Source organism: Escherichia sp. MOD1-EC6162, assembly GCF_002965125.1.
GTDB classification, from domain to species: Bacteria; Pseudomonadota; Gammaproteobacteria; order Enterobacterales; family Enterobacteriaceae; genus Escherichia; species Escherichia marmotae.
This window is the reverse complement of the sequence record NZ_PTSB01000003.1, coordinates 145,591-162,476: the sequence shown is the minus strand read 5'-3', so window position 1 is coordinate 162,476 and position 16,886 is coordinate 145,591. Positions and strand designations below refer to the sequence as shown.

The window sequence follows — 16,886 nt, the reverse complement described above, 5'->3', positions numbered from 1 at the left end:
GCACATGCTTAATATCACTGGAGTTTCTTTGCCCAGTCATTAGGATGCAATTGATCTATTTTCAAAATATCTTTCGTAAAATGCTTGTTTATAATGTGTGTTTAAATAGGTTAGAAAATTCAATGCGTTGCGATGCCTTGCGCCATTGATTTTAATTTTTTTTAAATTCTATTGATCTAATATGTTGATATAATTGTGATCAACATCTAATTTGCATTTTGGGCACACTTTTAACCCCTATAAAGGCAATTAAAAAAGTTTGATGTATGTATCCAATACTATTCGCTTCTGGCTTAACGCAGAATTGTAAAAATAATGTTGTAAGTAACAAGTAGTTAATATCCTGCACAGGTTTATGCCATTCGTTGGAGCTAATCAACTTTACGCCATAGGAGTATTTTTTAGAGGCAGGGTAACGTATTGTTCGAAGGAATCTGGAGTTTTATAACACTCACTTACAATCCCACTTCGTTGTTTCGTGTTGCTGTTAAATGAATAACAATATTCTATATATAACAGCCTGCGGTAGACTTACTTGCTGAATTACCTGCTATTTTTCTTAATTGTTAATTGCTGAATTAATCGTAGAGGACAAGAGCGGGAAAATACCTATACCCTATAATTTCGCTTAAAAAATTTTCGTCCCGCCTGACTATACCCAATACATCTATCCCTGTAAGTGATTATTACCAGAGAAACAATAAAATAATGGACTCATAGGAATGTGCTCATAAAGACAACAATCGATTAACTTTGATAAAAATATGTTATGTAAAATGGCAACAAATTGGCTACTCTAACTAATTAGTATTATAAAAAGTCGATAAAGCAGCTCTGTTAAATAAAATACTGGTTTTTTATCTATATCTCTCCATTGCGATAATAATTATGCATTTATGGTTTACAATATGTTAACAATAAAATTACTAACAATCTCTAATTCACACATAATTAACATATCTGATTGATTTTGATATAAATCAATTTTTAATTCTTGAAAAAAATCTGCAAAACACGATAAATTGTCGTAGATCAAATTGGTGAGATGGTGACAATTTCGCTATAAATTGATCACTGTCGAAAAATGCAAATTTGTTCAATAAAAACCTGTTTATTGTAAGGATTTTGCGGCGTAATATAATTGCGGGATCAATTTGGTTTATTCATTAACATGTTTGTAACTTTTTATCATTGTCTTTTCCTCTTTTGATGAAATGGCAACGATAGGGGCGAGCAAATAATTTTGTATTGGGGCATGCGTGTGACCCTTTCTAACGGGGTTCACTCTCGGAGTCTTCATGCGATGAGCAAGGAGTCATGATGTTAGATATAGTCGAACTGTCGCGCTTACAGTTTGCCTTGACCGCGATGTACCACTTCCTTTTTGTGCCACTGACGCTCGGTATGGCGTTCCTGCTGGCCATCATGGAAACGGTCTACGTCCTTTCCGGCAAACAGATTTATAAAGATATGACAAAGTTCTGGGGCAAGTTGTTTGGTATCAACTTTGCTCTGGGTGTGGCAACCGGTTTAACCATGGAGTTCCAGTTCGGGACTAACTGGTCTTATTATTCTCACTATGTAGGGGATATCTTCGGTGCGCCGCTGGCAATCGAAGGTCTGATGGCCTTCTTCCTCGAATCCACCTTTGTAGGTCTGTTCTTCTTCGGTTGGGATCGTCTGGGTAAAGTTCAGCATATGTGTGTCACCTGGCTGGTGGCGCTCGGTTCAAACCTGTCCGCACTGTGGATTCTGGTTGCGAACGGCTGGATGCAAAACCCAATCGCGTCCGATTTCAATTTCGAAACTATGCGTATGGAGATGGTGAGCTTCTCCGAGCTGGTGCTTAACCCGGTTGCTCAGGTGAAATTCGTTCACACTGTTGCGTCTGGTTATGTGACTGGCGCGATGTTCATCCTCGGTATCAGCGCATGGTATATGCTGAAAGGCCGTGACTTCGCCTTCGCAAAACGCTCCTTTGCTATCGCTGCAAGCTTCGGTATGGCTGCTGTTCTGTCCGTTATTGTTCTGGGTGATGAATCCGGTTACGAAATGGGTGACGTGCAGAAAACCAAACTGGCTGCTATTGAAGCCGAGTGGGAAACTCAACCTGCGCCTGCTGCCTTTACTCTGTTCGGTATTCCTGATCAGGAAGAGCAGACGAACAAATTTGCAATCCAGATCCCTTATGCGCTGGGTATCATCGCTACACGTTCTGTGGATACGCCGGTTATCGGCCTGAAAGAGCTGATGGTGCAGCACGAAGAACGTATCCGTAACGGGATGAAAGCGTACTCTCTGCTTGAGCAACTGCGTTCTGGTTCTACCGACCAGGCTGTACGCGATCAGTTCAATAGCATGAAGAAAGATCTCGGTTATGGTCTGCTGCTGAAACGCTATACGCCGAATGTGGCGGATGCGACTGAAGCGCAGATTCAACAGGCAACCAAAGACTCTATTCCACGTGTAGCACCGCTGTACTTCGCGTTCCGCATCATGGTGGCGTGTGGCTTCCTGCTGCTGGCAATTATCGCGCTCTCCTTCTGGAGCGTAATCCGCAACCGTATCGGTGAGAAAAAATGGCTGCTGCGCGCCGCGCTGTACGGTATTCCGCTGCCGTGGATCGCTGTAGAAGCGGGCTGGTTTGTTGCCGAATATGGTCGTCAACCGTGGGCTATCGGTGAGGTGCTGCCTACCGCAGTGGCGAACTCGTCGCTGACTGCAGGCGATCTCATCTTCTCTATGGTTCTGATTTGCGGCCTGTATACCCTGTTCCTGGTGGCAGAAATGTTCTTAATGTTCAAGTTTGCACGCCTCGGCCCAAGCAGCCTGAAAACCGGTCGCTATCACTTTGAGCAGTCTTCCACGACTACTCAGCCGGCACGCTAAGACAGGAGTCGTCAAATGATCGATTATGAAGTATTGCGTTTTATCTGGTGGCTGCTGGTTGGCATTCTGCTGATTGGTTTTGCAGTCACTGACGGTTTCGACATGGGGGTGGGCATGCTCACCCGTTTCCTCGGTCGTAACGACACCGAGCGTCGAATTATGATTAACTCCATCGCCCCACACTGGGACGGTAACCAGGTTTGGCTGATCACTGCAGGCGGCGCATTATTTGCTGCCTGGCCGATGGTCTATGCCGCTGCGTTTTCCGGCTTCTATGTCGCGATGATCCTCGTGCTGGCATCTTTGTTCTTCCGTCCGGTCGGTTTTGATTACCGTTCCAAGATTGAAGAAACCCGCTGGCGTAACATGTGGGACTGGGGCATCTTCATTGGTAGCTTCGTTCCGCCGCTGGTGATTGGCGTGGCGTTCGGTAACCTGTTGCAGGGTGTACCGTTCAATGTTGATGAATATCTCCGTCTGTACTACACCGGTAACTTCTTCCAACTGCTCAATCCGTTCGGCCTGCTGGCTGGTGTGGTAAGCGTCGGGATGATCATCACTCAGGGTGCAACCTATCTGCAAATGCGCACCGTTGGTGAACTGCACCTGCGTACCCGTGCAACGGCTCAGGTGGCGGCGCTGGTAACGCTGGTGTGCTTCGCACTGGCTGGCGTATGGGTGATGTACGGTATCGACGGTTATGTTGTGAAGTCGACAATGGACCATTACGCAGCATCTAACCCGCTGAATAAAGAAGTGGTTCGTGAAGCTGGTGCATGGCTGGTGAACTTCAACAACACGCCAATTCTGTGGGCTATTCCGGCTCTGGGGGTGGTTCTACCACTGCTGACTATCCTGACTGCGCGTATGGATAAAGCCGCGTGGGCGTTTGTGTTCTCTTCTCTGACACTGGCCTGCATCATTCTGACTGCGGGTATTGCAATGTTCCCGTTTGTAATGCCGTCCAGCACCATGATGAATGCAAGTCTGACAATGTGGGATGCAACTTCCAGCCAACTGACGCTTAACGTCATGACCTGGGTTGCGGTGGTTCTGGTGCCGATCATTCTGCTCTACACCGCCTGGTGTTACTGGAAAATGTTCGGACGTATCACCAAAGAAGATATTGAACGTAACACCCACTCTCTGTACTAAGTAAGGAGCTAAAAATGTGGTATTTCGCATGGATTCTGGGAACGCTTCTTGCCTGTTCATTTGGGGTAATTACCGCGCTGGCGCTTGAGCACGTCGAATCAGGCAAAGCCGGTCAAGAAGACAGTTGATGAGTAAGATTATCGCAACCTTGTATGCGGTAATGGACAAGCGCCCTCTGAGGGCGCTTTCCTTCGTGATGGCGCTTCTGTTAGCAGGATGTATGTTTTGGGACCCATCACGTTTTGCCGCGAAGACCAGTGAGCTGGAAATCTGGCATGGATTATTGCTGATGTGGGCCGTCTGCGCAGGCGTTATTCACGGCGTGGGGTTTCGTCCGCAGAAGGTTCTTTGGAAAGGGATTTTTTGCCCATTGCTTGCTGATCTTGTTCTCATTGTAGGGCTGATTTTCTTCTTCTTTTAAATCAGAATTCTCTTTAAAAATTTATGGGCCGTTGAGGGTCCATAAATTTTTACGCTCCCTTAACTTACCCTCATTCCCAAACCTCAATCGCACGCGTATAGTAGCAGCGTTTAAAAGTTCTAACTTTTGTTGCATTACCGGGATGTAAAGTGAATACAACGCTGTTTCGATGGCCGGTTCGTGTCTATTATGAAGATACTGATGCCGGTGGTGTGGTGTACCATGCCAGTTACATCGCTTTTTATGAAAGAGCACGCACAGAGATGCTGCGCCACCATCACTTTAGCCAACAGGCACTGATGGCTGAACGTGTTGCCTTCGTGGTGCGTAAAATGACGGTGGAATATTACGCACCTGCACGGCTCGACGATATGCTCGAAATACAGACTGAAATAACATCAATGCGTGGCACCTCTTTGGTTTTCACGCAACGTATTGTCAACGCCGAGAATACTCTGCTGAATGAAGCTGAGGTTCTGATTGTTTGCGTTGACCCACTCAAAATGAAGCCTCGTGCGCTTCCTAAGTCTATTGTCGCGGAGTTTAAGCAGTGACTGACATGAATATCCTTGATTTGTTCCTGAAGGCTAGCCTTCTGGTTAAACTTATCATGTTGATTTTGATTGGTTTTTCAATCGCATCCTGGGCCATTATTATCCAGCGGACCCGTATTCTTAACGCTGCAGCGCGTGAAGCCGAAGCGTTTGAAGATAAATTCTGGTCTGGAATCGAACTTTCTCGCCTCTATCAGGAGAGCCAGGGAAAACGGGATAATCTCACTGGGTCGGAACAAATCTTTTACAGCGGGTTCAAAGAATTTGTGCGCCTGCATCGTGCCAACAGCCATGCGCCAGAAGCAGTGGTGGAAGGGGCTGCACGTGCGATGCGTATCTCTATGAATCGTGAGCTGGAAAATCTGGAAACACACATTCCGTTTCTCGGTACGGTGGGTTCTATCAGCCCGTATATCGGTTTGTTTGGTACAGTCTGGGGGATCATGCACGCTTTTATTGCCCTTGGTGCGGTGAAGCAGGCAACACTGCAAATGGTGGCTCCCGGTATCGCAGAAGCGTTGATTGCCACGGCAATCGGTCTGTTCGCCGCTATTCCGGCGGTTATGGCTTACAACCGTCTTAACCAACGCGTAAACAAACTGGAACTGAATTACGATAACTTTATGGAAGAGTTTACTGCGATTCTGCACCGCCAGGCGTTTACCGTTAGCGAGAGCAACAAGGGGTAAGCCATGGCCAGAGCGCGTGGACGAGGTCGTCGCGATCTCAAGTCCGAAATCAACATCGTACCGTTGCTGGATGTACTGCTGGTGCTGTTGCTGATCTTTATGGCGACAGCACCCATCATTACCCAGAGTGTGGAGGTCGATCTGCCAGACGCTACTGAATCGCAGGCAGTGAGTAGTAACGATAATCCGCCAGTGATAGTTGAAGTATCTGGTATTGGTCAGTACACCGTGGTGGTTGAGAAAGATCGCCTGGAGCGTTTACCTCCAGAGCAGGTGGTGGCAGAAATCTCCAGTCGTTTCAAGGCTAATCCGAAAACGGTCTTTCTGATCGGTGGCGCAAAAGATGTGCCTTACGATGAAATAATTAAAGCGCTGAACTTGTTACACAGTGCGGGTGTGAAATCGGTTGGTTTAATGACGCAGCCTATCTAAGCATCTGCGTTTCCCTTGCTTGAAAGAGAGCGGGTAACAGGCGAACAGTTTTTGGGAACCGAGAGTGTCAAAGGCAACCGAACAAAACGACAAGCTCAAACGGGCGATAATTATTTCAGCAGTGCTGCATGTCATCTTATTTGCGGCGCTGATCTGGAGTTCGTTCGATGAGAATATAGAAGCTTCAGCCGGAGGTGGCGGTGGTTCGTCTATCGACGCCGTAATGGTTGATTCAGGTGCGGTAGTTGAGCAGTACAAACGCATGCAAAGCCAGGAGTCAAGCGCGAAGCGTTCCGAAGAGCAGCGCAAGATTAAGGAACAGCAGGCAGCCGAAGAACTCCGTGAAAAGCAAGCGGCTGAACAGGAACGCCTGAAGCAACTTGAGAAAGAGCGGTTAGCTGCTCAGGAACAGAAAAAGCAGGCTGAAGACGCCGCCAAACAGGCTGAGTTAAAGCAGAAGCAAGCGGAAGAAGCGGCAGCGAAAGCTGCGGCAGATGCTAAAGCGAAGGCCGAAGCGGATGCCAAAGCAGCAGCCGAAGCGGCGAAGAAAGCGGCTGCGGATGCGAAGAAAAAAGCGGAAGCAGAAGCTGCCAAAGCCGCAGCCGAAGCGCAGAAGAAAGCTGAGGCTGAAGCCGCCAAAGCTGCTGCGGCACTGAAGAAGAAAGCCGAAGCTGCAGAAGCCGCCGCTGCTGAAGCAAGAAAGAAAGCAGCGGCTGAAGCTGCTGAAAAAGCGAAGGCTGAAGCTGAGAAGAAAGCGGCTGCTGAAAAGGCTGCGGCTGATAAGAAAGCAGCGGCAGAGAAAGCTGCAGCTGATAAGAAAGCAGCAGCAGAGAAAGCCGCAGCCGAGAAGAAAGCAGCAGCGGCAAAAGCGGCTGCTGAAAAAGCCGCTGCAGCTAAAGCGGCCGCAGAGGCAGATGATATCTTCGGTGAGCTAAGCTCTGGTAAGAATGCACCGAAAACCGGTGGTGGGGCGAAAGGGAACAATGCTTCGCCTGCCGGGAGTGGTAATACTAAAAACAATGGCGCATCAGGTGCAGATATCAATAACTATGCCGGGCAGATTAAATCTGCTATCGAAAGTAAGTTTTATGACGCATCGTCTTATGCAGGCAAAACCTGTACGCTGCGCATAAAACTGGCACCAGATGGCATGTTACTGGATATCAAACCTGAAGGTGGCGATCCCGCACTTTGTCAGGCTGCACTGGCAGCAGCTAAACTTGCGAAGATCCCGAAACCACCAAGCCAGGCAGTATATGAAGTGTTCAAAAACGCACCATTGGACTTCAAGCCGTAATCGCGATGTTGGCCGTCACGGCGGTTAATATCAGACATCGGTTGTCGCGGGGTTCTGGTAGTTTTGTGTATTTGAGTTTGTTAACATTCTGCTAAATTATCGTGGACTATCTGTCCGGATAAGGGAGATATGATGAAGCAGGCATTACGAGTAGCATTTGGTTTTCTCATACTGTGGGCGTCAGTTCTGCACGCTGAAGTCCGCATTGTGATCGACAGTGGTGTAGATTCCGGTCGTCCTATTGGTGTCGTTCCTTTCCAGTGGGCAGGGCCTGGTGCGGCACCTGAAGATATTGGCGGCATTGTTGCTGCTGACTTGCGTAACAGCGGTAAATTTAACCCGTTAGATCGCGCTCGTCTGCCACAGCAGCCGGGTAGCGCGCAGGAAGTTCAACCCGCAGCATGGTCTGCACTGGGTATTGACGCTGTGGTTGTAGGTCAGGTCACTCCGAACCCGGACGGCTCTTACAATGTTGCTTATCAGCTAGTTGATACCGGTGGTGCTCCGGGTACTGTACTTGCTCAGAACTCATATAAAGTTAACAAGCAATGGCTGCGTTATGCTGGCCATACCGCCAGTGACGAAGTGTTTGAAAAACTGACCGGCATTAAGGGTGCGTTCCGTACTCGTATTGCCTACGTTGTTCAGACCAACGGTGGTCAGTTCCCGTACGAATTGCGCGTATCTGACTACGATGGCTACAACCAGTTTGTGGTTCACCGTTCTCCGCAGCCGCTGATGTCTCCGGCGTGGTCACCAGACGGTTCTAAACTGGCATATGTCACCTTCGAAAGCGGTCGTTCCGCGCTGGTTATCCAGACGCTGGCAAATGGCGCTGTGCGTCAGGTGGCTTCATTCCCGCGTCACAACGGTGCGCCAGCGTTCTCACCGGATGGCAGCAAACTGGCGTTTGCCCTGTCTAAAACGGGTAGCCTGAACCTGTACGTAATGGATTTAGCTTCTGGTCAGATTCGTCAGGTGACTGATGGTCGTAGCAACAACACTGAACCGACCTGGTTCCCGGATAGCCAGAACCTGGCATTTACTTCTGACCAGGCAGGTCGTCCGCAGGTTTATAAAGTGAATATCAACGGCGGTGCGCCACAACGTATTACCTGGGAAGGTTCGCAGAACCAGGATGCGGATGTCAGCAGCGACGGTAAATTTATGGTAATGGTCAGCTCCAATGGTGGGCAGCAGCACATTGCCAAACAAGATCTGGTAACGGGAGGCGTACAAGTTCTGTCGTCAACGTTCCTGGATGAAACGCCAAGTCTGGCACCTAACGGCACTATGGTAATCTACAGCTCTTCTCAGGGGATGGGATCCGTGCTGAATTTGGTTTCTACAGATGGGCGTTTCAAAGCGCGTCTTCCGGCAACTGATGGACAGGTCAAATTCCCTGCCTGGTCGCCGTATCTGTGATAATAATTAATTGAATAGTAAAGGAATCATTGAAATGCAACTGAACAAAGTGCTGAAAGGGCTGATGATTGCTCTGCCTGTTATGGCAATTGCGGCATGTTCTTCCAACAAGAACGCCAGCAATGACGGCAGCGAAGGCATGCTGGGTGCCGGCACTGGTATGGATGCGAACGGCGGTAACGGCAACATGTCTTCCGAAGAGCAGGCTCGTCTGCAAATGCAACAGCTACAGCAGAATAATATCGTTTACTTCGATCTGGATAAATACGATATCCGTTCTGATTTCGCTCAAATGCTGGATGCACACGCAAACTTCCTGCGTAGCAACCCGTCTTACAAAGTCACCGTAGAAGGTCACGCGGACGAACGTGGTACTCCGGAATACAACATCTCCCTGGGTGAACGTCGTGCGAACGCCGTTAAGATGTACCTGCAGGGTAAAGGTGTTTCTGCTGACCAGATCTCCATCGTTTCTTACGGTAAAGAAAAACCTGCAGTACTGGGCCATGACGAAGCGGCATACTCCAAAAACCGTCGTGCGGTACTGGTTTACTAAGAGAATTGCATGAGCAGTAACTTCAGACATCAACTATTGAGTCTGTCGTTACTGGTTGGTATAGCGGCCCCCTGGGCCGCTTTTGCTCAGGCACCAATCAGTAGTGTCGGCTCAGGCTCGGTCGAAGACCGCGTCACTCAACTTGAGCGTATTTCTAATGCTCACAGTCAGCTTTTAACTCAACTCCAGCAGCAACTCTCCGATAATCAGTCCGATATTGATTCCCTGCGTGGTCAAATTCAGGAAAATCAGTATCAACTAAATCAGGTCGTGGAGCGGCAAAAGCAGATCCTGTTGCAGATCGATAGCCTCAGCAGCGGTGGTGCAGCGACGCAATCTGCCAGCGTTGAGCAAAGCGGGGCGGCGGCAACAACGCCAACGGCTGATGCTGGTACTGCGAGTGCTGGCGCGCCGGTGAAAAGCGGTGATGCAAACACTGATTACAATGCAGCTATTGCACTGGTGCAGGATAAATCCCGCCAGGATGATGCGATGGTGGCATTTCAGAATTTCATCAAAAATTATCCTGATTCAACTTACCTGCCAAACGCCAATTATTGGCTGGGTCAGTTAAACTACAACAAGGGTAAGAAAGATGATGCGGCGTACTATTTTGCTTCGGTAGTGAAAAACTATCCGAAGTCACCGAAGGCTGCAGATGCGATGTTTAAGGTCGGCGTCATCATGCAGGACAAAGGTGACACTGCGAAAGCGAAAGCCGTGTACCAACAGGTTATCAGTAAGTACCCTGGTACTGATGGCGCCAAACAGGCACAAAAACGTCTGAACGCCATGTAATGCATAACACGCGACCAGAAGTCGCATTATTTCTGGTCGTGTCGTGCGAATCATAAGCAGTTGAGTGATCTACATCGAAATTTTTGTTGCGCTCAAATCTGAAATCAGTAATATATGCCGCCGTTGCCACGGGATATCAAACAAACCGAAAGCAACACTAAAGTGGGTCGTTAGCTCAGTTGGTAGAGCAGTTGACTTTTAATCAATTGGTCGCAGGTTCGAATCCTGCACGACCCACCACTAGCATAGTTAGTTGTAGTATCCAGCGTAGTATCGGGTGATTAGCTCAGCTGGGAGAGCACCTCCCTTACAAGGAGGGGGTCGGCGGTTCGATCCCGTCATCACCCACCACCGGGTCGTTAGCTCAGTTGGTAGAGCAGTTGACTTTTAATCAATTGGTCGCAGGTTCGAATCCTGCACGACCCACCACTAATTATGGTGGGTTAGGTGGAAACAGTTAGTAGTATCCAGCGCAGTATCGGGTGATTAGCTCAGCTGGGAGAGTACCTCCCTTACAAGGAGGGGGTCGGCGGTTCGATCCCGTCATCACCCACCACTCGGGTCGTTAGCTCAGTTGGTAGAGCAGTTGACTTTTAATCAATTGGTCGCAGGTTCGAATCCTGCACGACCCACCAATTTTAATAATTGGCACCGAGTAAAAATCTTTCAGGTAACACCCGTATGGGTCGTTAGCTCAGTTGGTAGAGCAGTTGACTTTTAATCAATTGGTCGCAGGTTCGAATCCTGCACGACCCACCATCCTGAATGATTAAAGCAGTATAATCCCGCAAGGGGTCGTTAGCTCAGTTGGTAGAGCAGTTGACTTTTAATCAATTGGTCGCAGGTTCGAATCCTGCACGACCCACCAATGTGAAAAGGCACCCTAAAGGTGCCTTTTTGCTATCTTAACATCCCTCGATTTTAATTCGTAAGTTCCCACGCTTGATGAGTGAATAACCTTATGTAGGTCGGATAAGCGCAAAGCGTTGCATCCAATATCACGTACGTAATTCTTGTGACTTTTCCCTGCCATTCGGTTATCTTGTTTAGCATATAAAACAAATGAAATCGGTAATAGCGATATCACGCTTCATATCGGTTTAAATGTTAAGTCTGCAAAACGAGATAGCAAAATGAGCGTGATGTTTGATCCTGAAGCAGCGATTTATCCTTTCCCAGCAAAGCCGACGCCGTTAAGCATTGATGAAAAAGCGTATTACCGCGAGAAAATAAAACACCTGCTGAAAGAACATAATGCGGTTATGGTCGCCCACTACTACACCGACCCTGAAATCCAACAACTGGCGGAGGAAACCGGCGGCTGCATTTCCGATTCGCTGGAAATGGCGCGCTTTGGTGCAAAGCATCCTGCTTCTACGCTGTTAGTTGCTGGGGTGAGATTTATGGGAGAAACCGCCAAAATCCTCAGCCCGGAAAAAACAATTCTGATGCCCACACTTAAGGCCGAATGTTCACTGGATCTCGGGTGCCCCATTGAAGAATTTAACGCATTTTGTGATGCCCATCCCGATCGTACTGTCGTCGTCTACGCTAACACGTCTGCTGCGGTAAAAGCGCGTGCAGATTGGGTGGTGACTTCAAGCATTGCCGTCGAACTTATTGATCATCTGGATAGTTTGGGGGAAAAAATCATCTGGGCACCAGACAAACATTTGGGGCGTTACGTGCAAAAACAGACGGGCGCAGACATCTTATGCTGGCAAGGTGCCTGCATCGTTCATGATGAGTTTAAGACTCAGGCGTTAACCCGCTTACAAAAACAATACCCTGACGCTGCCATACTGGTACATCCGGAGTCACCCCAGGCCATTGTCGATATGGCCGATGCGGTCGGTTCCACAAGTCAGTTGATCAATGCTGCGAAAACATTGCCGCATCAACGGCTTATTGTGGCGACGGATCGGGGGATCTTCTACAAAATGCAGCAAGCGGTGCCTGACAAGGAGCTACTGGAAGCGCCAACCGCTGGCGAGGGTGCAACCTGCCGTAGCTGTGCGCATTGCCCGTGGATGGCCATGAATGGCCTCCAGGCCATCGCAGAGGCATTAGAACAGGGAGGAAGCAAACACGAGGTTCATGTTGATGAAAAGCTGCGAGAGAGGGCGCTGGTGCCGCTCAACCGTATGCTGGATTTTGCGGCTACACTACGTGGATAGCTGACAATAAGGCATCATGCTACGCATTGGAGGAAAGATGGATTTTTTTAGCACACAGAACATTCTGGTTCATATACCGATCGGTACTGGCGGTTACGATCTCTCATGGATCGAAGCGGTAGGGACGATCGCTGGGTTACTGTGTATTGGCCTTGCCAGCCTGGAGAAGATCAGCAACTACTTTTTTGGTCTGATCAACGTTACCTTGTTTGGCATTATTTTCTTTCAGATTCAATTGTATGCCAGCTTACTGCTGCAGGTATTTTTCTTTGCCGCTAACATTTATGGCTGGTATGCCTGGTCGCGACAAACCAGTCAGCATGAAGCCGAGTTGAAAATTCGCTGGCTGCCACTGCCGAAGGCATTAACCTGGTTGGTTGTTTGCGTCGTTGCCATTGGTCTGATGACGGTATTTATCAACCCGGTATTTGCGTTCCTGACCCGCGTGGCGGTAATGATTATGCAAGCGTTGGGTCTACAAGTGGCGATGCCAGAATTGCAACCAGACGCCTTCCCATTCTGGGATTCCTGCATGATGGTACTCTCCATCGTGGCAATGATCCTGATGACACGTAAATACGTCGAAAACTGGTTACTGTGGGTCATTATTAACGTGATCAGCGTGGTGATTTTCGCCTTGCAGGGGGTTTATGCCATGTCGCTGGAGTATCTGATCCTGACCTTTATTGCCCTGAACGGCAGCCGGATGTGGATAAACAGCGCACGCGAAAGAGGTTCACGCGCGCTGTCTCATTAATGGTGATGATGTGAATGGCCGGAAACCCCTTGATTAAGGTGGCAATCCGGCCCATGACAAGGCTGATATTCCATCTGAATCGTGGCGTGCTCAATCTGATAGTTGTCCATCAGATAGTGTTGGATCTTGTCCAACAATGCGTCGTGATCGTGTGGCGGGATCACCTGCACATGCAGCGTCATTACTGGCTTCTCGCCCACCATCCACACGTGTACATGATGCACATTGCGCACTTCCGGGATTTCCCGGCACATGCGGCGCTTCAGTTCAGCGATATCCAGCGAAACCGGCGCACCTTCAAGTAATTCATTCACGCTGTCTTTCAATAATCGCCAGGCACTGCGCAGAACCAGAAGTGAAACGAGAATGGAAAGAATAGGGTCAGCAGGCGTCCAGCCGGTCCAGATAATAATCAACGCCGCGATGATAGCGCCGACAGAACCCAGCAGATCCCCCAGGACATGCAACGCTGCCGCGCGTACATTGAGATTTTTCTCTTCACTGCCACGATGCAGCAACCAGAAAGAAAGCACATTCGCCAGCAATCCAGCCACGGCAATAGTCATCATCATACCGCCTTCAACCGGACGTGGCGTGCGGAAGCGTTCTATCGCCTCCCAGACAATCAAAATAGTAATCACCACCAGGGCGATGGCATTTACAAACGCCGCGAGGGTGGTCAATCGAAGCCAGCCGAAAGTATGGCGAATGGTGGGGGGACGACGGGAAAATTGAACGGCAAGTAGGGCGAAAAGCAGGGCGGCAGTATCGGTCAGCATATGACCCGCATCAGCCAGCAATGCCAGAGAACCGGAAAGAAAGCCGCCAATAACTTCAACCAGCATAAAACCGGCGGTAACGCCGAAAGCATATAACAAGCGACGAGCATTATTATCTTCTGGCAGATGTGCGGAAGTGTGTGAGTGCGCCATGACGAGTCATCCCTTAATTAATCTCACTTAACTTTATGACATCATACTGCTTTTAGAAGGGAAAAATTAAAAGGGAGAGACTCCGCTCTCCCTGTATTGGCTTTATTGCAGGATTACTGTGTTGTACCGTCGGTTTTGGTATCGACATCATTGTTGATGCCATCACCGGTTTGGACTTTTTTATTGATGTCCGGACAGCGACCATCTTTGCACATCGTATTTTTGTGCTCTTCATCTTTGGTCATGCCATCATTATCCATTGATGAACCGTTCGGGTGCAGCATGGTGCTGCCCGAGTTGCTATTAACCCCGCTATTATCGACGTTATTTGGCGCGACATTTTCACGGGCATCTGGGGCAACCTGGCCCGCATCAGCCGCAGCGTTTGCCTGGCCGTTATTAGTTTGTGCGCCGCTATCGGCAGCCAGTGCAGCTCCGCTGGCAAGACTAAGAGTGGCAGTCAGAAATAGAGTGGCCAGTTTTGTCATTTTCATACGATGCTCCTGTTATGGTCGTTATGTCGGATAACCTCTTCCAACAGTGCATTTGCAGGTGATTGTCAGGCAATGGTTTAAGATTTCAGCCAGAAGAATAAATCCAGCAGAGAATCTTGAAAAAATTAATAAACAAAGAAGTTACAGTTAGAAATTGTAGGTGAGATCTCGTTTTTCGCGACAATCTGGCGTTTTTCTTGCTAATTCCAGGATTATTCCGTTCATAGTGTAAAACCCCGTTTACACATTCTGACGGAAGATATAGATTGGAACTATTGCATTCACTAAATTAAGTATGGCAACTCTGGAACAGACATGAATTATCAGAACGACGATTTACGCATCAAAGAAATCAAAGAGTTACTTCCGCCCGTCGCACTGCTGGAAAAATTCCCCGCTACCGAAAATGCCGCGAATACGGTTGCCCATGCCCGTAAAGCGATCCACAAGATCCTGAAAGGTAATGATGATCGCCTGTTAGTGGTGATTGGCCCTTGTTCAATTCATGATCCTGTAGCCGCTAAAGAGTATGCAACCCGCTTGCTGGCGCTGCGTGAAGAGCTGAAAGACGAGCTGGAAATCGTCATGCGTGTCTATTTTGAAAAGCCGCGTACGACAGTGGGTTGGAAAGGGTTGATCAACGATCCGCATATGGATAACAGCTTCCAGATCAACGACGGTTTGCGCATTGCTCGTAAATTGCTGCTCGACATTAACGATAGTGGCCTGCCAGCAGCAGGTGAGTTTCTCGATATGATCACCCCGCAGTATCTGGCCGACCTGATGAGTTGGGGCGCAATTGGCGCACGTACAACCGAATCGCAGGTTCACCGTGAACTGGCGTCTGGTCTTTCTTGCCCGGTAGGATTCAAAAATGGCACCGATGGCACGATTAAAGTGGCTATTGATGCCATTAATGCTGCTGGTGCGCCACACTGCTTCCTGTCAGTGACCAAATGGGGTCATTCGGCAATTGTGAATACCAGCGGTAACGGCGATTGCCATATCATTCTGCGCGGCGGTAAAGAGCCTAACTACAGTGCGAAACACGTTGCTGAAGTGAAAGAAGGGCTGAAAAAAGCGGGTTTACCGGCGCAGGTGATGATTGATTTCAGCCATGCAAATTCGTCCAAACAATTCAAAAAGCAGATGGAAGTTTGCGCTGACGTTTGCCAGCAGATTGCCGGTGGTGAAAATGCCATTATTGGCGTGATGGTGGAAAGTCACCTGGTTGAAGGGAACCAGAGTCTGGAAAGCGGTGAGCCGCTGGCCTATGGCAAGAGCATCACCGATGCCTGCATTGGCTGGGAAGATACCGACTCTCTGTTACGTCAACTGGCGAACGCCGTAAAAGCACGTCGCGGATAAGGTTTATAGTCCCGACCTGCGAATCGCCATGACTGTACGTTTGTAGGCCTGATAAGACGCGTAGCGTCGCATCAGGCAATGTGCTCCGTTGTCAGTTACGTACGCCTTGTGCAAAAACAAAAAAAGCCGACTCACTTGCAGTCGGCTTTCTCATTTTTTCAACGGATTACGCTTACTTTGCTTTACCCTGGTTCGCAACGGCCGCTGCTTTCGCCGCGATCTCGTCAGCATTACCCAGGTAATAACGTTTCAGAGGTTTGAAGTTTTCGTCAAACTCATACACCAGCGGTACGCCAGTCGGGATATTCAGCTCAAGGATCTCTTCTTCACTCATGTTATCGAGATATTTCACCAGCGCACGCAGGGAGTTACCATGTGCCGCGATGATCACGCGCTCACCGCTCTTCATGCGTGGCAGAATGGTTTCATTCCAGTAAGGGATCACGCGGTCAATGGTCAGCGCCAGGCTTTCCGTCAGCGGCAGCTCTTTTTCGCTCAGTTTAGCGTAACGCGGATCGTGGCCCGGATAACGCTCATCATCTTTAGTCAGTTCCGGCGGAGTTACCGCAAAACCACGACGCCACTGTTTCACCTGCTCGTCGCCATATTTTTCAGCGGTTTCCGCTTTGTTCAGACCCTGCAACGCACCGTAGTGACGTTCGTTCAGTTTCCAGGATTTCTCAACGGGCAGCCATGCCTGATCCAGTTCGTCCAGCACATTCCACAGAGTATGGATAGCGCGCTTCAGCACAGAGGTGTAAGCAAAGTCAAAGCTGTAACCTTCCTCTTTCAGCAGCTTGCCTGCTGCTTTTGCTTCGCTTACGCCTTTCTCAGACAGATCCACGTCGTACCAACCGGTGAAACGGTTTTCTTTATTCCACTGGCTTTCGCCATGACGAACCAGAACCAGCTTAGTTACAGCCATATACTTACTCCTCAAAT

17 protein-coding genes and 7 tRNA genes are annotated in these 16,886 nt (G+C 48.8%); 21 read left to right on the top strand and 3 right to left on the bottom strand.

Features of this window, described 5'->3' with window-relative positions:
* Nucleotides 1-1,320 precede the first annotated feature (1,320 nt).
* From cydA to pnuC, 20 genes are all read left to right on the top strand, one after another.
* Nucleotides 1,321-2,889, top strand: coding sequence for a cytochrome ubiquinol oxidase subunit I (gene cydA, locus A9587_RS04585; RefSeq protein WP_001516006.1), 1,569 nt, complete (start codon nucleotides 1,321-1,323; stop codon nucleotides 2,887-2,889).
* 15 nt (nucleotides 2,890-2,904) lie between these two features.
* Nucleotides 2,905-4,044 (top strand): cytochrome d ubiquinol oxidase subunit II, encoded by a 1,140-nt coding sequence (gene cydB, locus A9587_RS04580; protein WP_000568264.1) that lies wholly within the window; start codon nucleotides 2,905-2,907, stop codon nucleotides 4,042-4,044.
* 14 nt (nucleotides 4,045-4,058) lie between these two features.
* On the top strand, nucleotides 4,059-4,172 hold the full coding sequence (gene cydX, locus A9587_RS04575) for a cytochrome bd-I oxidase subunit CydX (RefSeq protein WP_000270283.1): 114 nt from the start codon (nucleotides 4,059-4,061) through the stop codon (nucleotides 4,170-4,172).
* Nucleotides 4,172-4,465, top strand: a complete 294-nt coding sequence (gene ybgE, locus A9587_RS04570) for a cyd operon protein YbgE (protein ID WP_000034596.1) — start codon at nucleotides 4,172-4,174, stop codon at nucleotides 4,463-4,465. Before cydX ends, ybgE begins: the two co-directional genes overlap by 1 nt.
* A 149-nt stretch (nucleotides 4,466-4,614) precedes the next feature.
* The gene (gene ybgC, locus A9587_RS04565; protein WP_001098372.1) at nucleotides 4,615-5,019 is read left to right on the top strand and encodes a tol-pal system-associated acyl-CoA thioesterase; all 405 of its coding nucleotides are present in this window, start codon (nucleotides 4,615-4,617) and stop codon (nucleotides 5,017-5,019) included.
* A complete protein-coding gene (gene tolQ / locus A9587_RS04560; RefSeq protein ID WP_000131311.1) occupies nucleotides 5,016-5,708 on the top strand; it encodes a Tol-Pal system protein TolQ in 693 nt (230 codons plus the stop codon). Before ybgC ends, tolQ begins: the two co-directional genes overlap by 4 nt.
* A 3-nt stretch (nucleotides 5,709-5,711) precedes the next feature.
* Complete coding sequence (gene tolR / locus A9587_RS04555) at nucleotides 5,712-6,140, top strand: colicin uptake protein TolR (protein WP_000090096.1); 429 nt, start codon at nucleotides 5,712-5,714, stop codon at nucleotides 6,138-6,140.
* Nucleotides 6,141-6,204: 64 nt separating this feature from the next.
* Nucleotides 6,205-7,437, top strand: a complete 1,233-nt coding sequence (gene tolA / locus A9587_RS04550) for a cell envelope integrity protein TolA (protein WP_001516008.1) — start codon at nucleotides 6,205-6,207, stop codon at nucleotides 7,435-7,437.
* 132 nt (nucleotides 7,438-7,569) lie between these two features.
* Complete coding sequence (gene tolB, locus A9587_RS04545; RefSeq protein WP_010352214.1) at nucleotides 7,570-8,862, top strand: Tol-Pal system beta propeller repeat protein TolB; 1,293 nt, start codon at nucleotides 7,570-7,572, stop codon at nucleotides 8,860-8,862.
* Between the two features lie 34 nt (nucleotides 8,863-8,896).
* Nucleotides 8,897-9,418, top strand: coding sequence for a peptidoglycan-associated lipoprotein Pal (pal, locus tag A9587_RS04540; protein WP_001295306.1), 522 nt, complete (start codon nucleotides 8,897-8,899; stop codon nucleotides 9,416-9,418).
* Nucleotides 9,419-9,427: 9 nt separating this feature from the next.
* Nucleotides 9,428-10,216 carry a cell division protein CpoB gene (gene cpoB / locus A9587_RS04535; RefSeq protein WP_000097584.1) on the top strand — a complete coding sequence of 263 codons (789 nt, stop codon included), beginning with the start codon at nucleotides 9,428-9,430 and terminating at the stop codon, nucleotides 10,214-10,216.
* Nucleotides 10,217-10,380: 164 nt separating this feature from the next.
* Nucleotides 10,381-10,456 (top strand) — tRNA-Lys (locus A9587_RS04530).
* 35 nt (nucleotides 10,457-10,491) lie between these two features.
* Nucleotides 10,492-10,567: transfer RNA gene (locus tag A9587_RS04525), tRNA-Val, on the top strand.
* A 2-nt stretch (nucleotides 10,568-10,569) separates the two neighbouring features.
* Nucleotides 10,570-10,645, top strand: a tRNA-Lys gene (locus tag A9587_RS04520).
* Between the two features lie 51 nt (nucleotides 10,646-10,696).
* A tRNA-Val gene (locus A9587_RS04515) sits at nucleotides 10,697-10,772 on the top strand.
* Between the two features lie 3 nt (nucleotides 10,773-10,775).
* Nucleotides 10,776-10,851 (top strand) — tRNA-Lys (locus A9587_RS04510).
* Between the two features lie 48 nt (nucleotides 10,852-10,899).
* Nucleotides 10,900-10,975, top strand: a tRNA-Lys gene (locus A9587_RS04505).
* A gap of 33 nt (nucleotides 10,976-11,008) precedes the next feature.
* Nucleotides 11,009-11,084, top strand: a tRNA-Lys gene (locus tag A9587_RS04500).
* A gap of 265 nt (nucleotides 11,085-11,349) precedes the next feature.
* Nucleotides 11,350-12,393, top strand: coding sequence for a quinolinate synthase NadA (gene nadA, locus A9587_RS04495; protein WP_016248492.1), 1,044 nt, complete (start codon nucleotides 11,350-11,352; stop codon nucleotides 12,391-12,393).
* Between the two features lie 37 nt (nucleotides 12,394-12,430).
* Nucleotides 12,431-13,150 carry a nicotinamide riboside transporter PnuC gene (gene pnuC, locus A9587_RS04490; protein WP_001516011.1) on the top strand — a complete coding sequence of 240 codons (720 nt, stop codon included), beginning with the start codon at nucleotides 12,431-12,433 and terminating at the stop codon, nucleotides 13,148-13,150.
* Here pnuC and zitB read toward each other — a convergent pair.
* Nucleotides 13,147-14,082 carry a CDF family zinc transporter ZitB gene (gene zitB, locus A9587_RS04485; RefSeq protein WP_016261826.1) on the bottom strand — a complete coding sequence of 312 codons (936 nt, stop codon included), beginning with the start codon at nucleotides 14,080-14,082 and terminating at the stop codon, nucleotides 13,147-13,149. The two genes, pnuC and zitB, sit on opposite strands and share 4 nt — an antisense overlap.
* Before the next feature lie 113 nt (nucleotides 14,083-14,195).
* Nucleotides 14,196-14,576: a YbgS-like family protein gene (locus A9587_RS04480; protein WP_105263962.1), complete on the bottom strand. Its 381-nt coding sequence runs from the start codon at nucleotides 14,574-14,576 to the stop codon at nucleotides 14,196-14,198.
* Nucleotides 14,577-14,891: 315 nt separating this feature from the next.
* On the opposite strand from A9587_RS04480, the gene aroG reads away from it, so the two are divergent.
* Nucleotides 14,892-15,944: a 3-deoxy-7-phosphoheptulonate synthase AroG gene (aroG, locus tag A9587_RS04470; RefSeq protein WP_001109190.1), complete on the top strand. Its 1,053-nt coding sequence runs from the start codon at nucleotides 14,892-14,894 to the stop codon at nucleotides 15,942-15,944.
* A 172-nt stretch (nucleotides 15,945-16,116) separates the two neighbouring features.
* On the opposite strand, the gene gpmA is transcribed toward aroG, so the two are convergent.
* The gene (gene gpmA, locus A9587_RS04465; protein WP_001295305.1) at nucleotides 16,117-16,869 is read right to left on the bottom strand and encodes a 2,3-diphosphoglycerate-dependent phosphoglycerate mutase; all 753 of its coding nucleotides are present in this window, start codon (nucleotides 16,867-16,869) and stop codon (nucleotides 16,117-16,119) included.
* Between the last annotated feature and the right edge of the window lie 17 nt (nucleotides 16,870-16,886).

Bases quoted from the DNA above. Each gene is read 5' to 3' on its own strand.
- cydA (WP_001516006.1), top strand. From the start codon at position 1,321: ATGTTAGATATAGTCGAACTGTCGCGCTTACAGTTTGCCTTGACCGCG.
- cydB (WP_000568264.1), top strand. From the start codon at position 2,905: ATGATCGATTATGAAGTATTGCGTTTTATCTGGTGGCTGCTGGTTGGC.
- cydX (WP_000270283.1), top strand. From the start codon at position 4,059: ATGTGGTATTTCGCATGGATTCTGGGAACGCTTCTTGCCTGTTCATTT.
- ybgE (WP_000034596.1), top strand. From the start codon at position 4,172: ATGAGTAAGATTATCGCAACCTTGTATGCGGTAATGGACAAGCGCCCT.
- tolR (WP_000090096.1), top strand. From the start codon at position 5,712: ATGGCCAGAGCGCGTGGACGAGGTCGTCGCGATCTCAAGTCCGAAATC.
- tolB (WP_010352214.1), top strand. From the start codon at position 7,570: ATGAAGCAGGCATTACGAGTAGCATTTGGTTTTCTCATACTGTGGGCG.
- pal (WP_001295306.1), top strand. From the start codon at position 8,897: ATGCAACTGAACAAAGTGCTGAAAGGGCTGATGATTGCTCTGCCTGTT.
- cpoB (WP_000097584.1), top strand. From the start codon at position 9,428: ATGAGCAGTAACTTCAGACATCAACTATTGAGTCTGTCGTTACTGGTT.
- nadA (WP_016248492.1), top strand. From the start codon at position 11,350: ATGAGCGTGATGTTTGATCCTGAAGCAGCGATTTATCCTTTCCCAGCA.
- pnuC (WP_001516011.1), top strand. From the start codon at position 12,431: ATGGATTTTTTTAGCACACAGAACATTCTGGTTCATATACCGATCGGT.
- zitB (WP_016261826.1), bottom strand. From the start codon at position 14,082: ATGGCGCACTCACACACTTCCGCACATCTGCCAGAAGATAATAATGCT.
- A9587_RS04480 (WP_105263962.1), bottom strand. From the start codon at position 14,576: ATGAAAATGACAAAACTGGCCACTCTATTTCTGACTGCCACTCTTAGT.
- aroG (WP_001109190.1), top strand. From the start codon at position 14,892: ATGAATTATCAGAACGACGATTTACGCATCAAAGAAATCAAAGAGTTA.
- gpmA (WP_001295305.1), bottom strand. From the start codon at position 16,869: ATGGCTGTAACTAAGCTGGTTCTGGTTCGTCATGGCGAAAGCCAGTGG.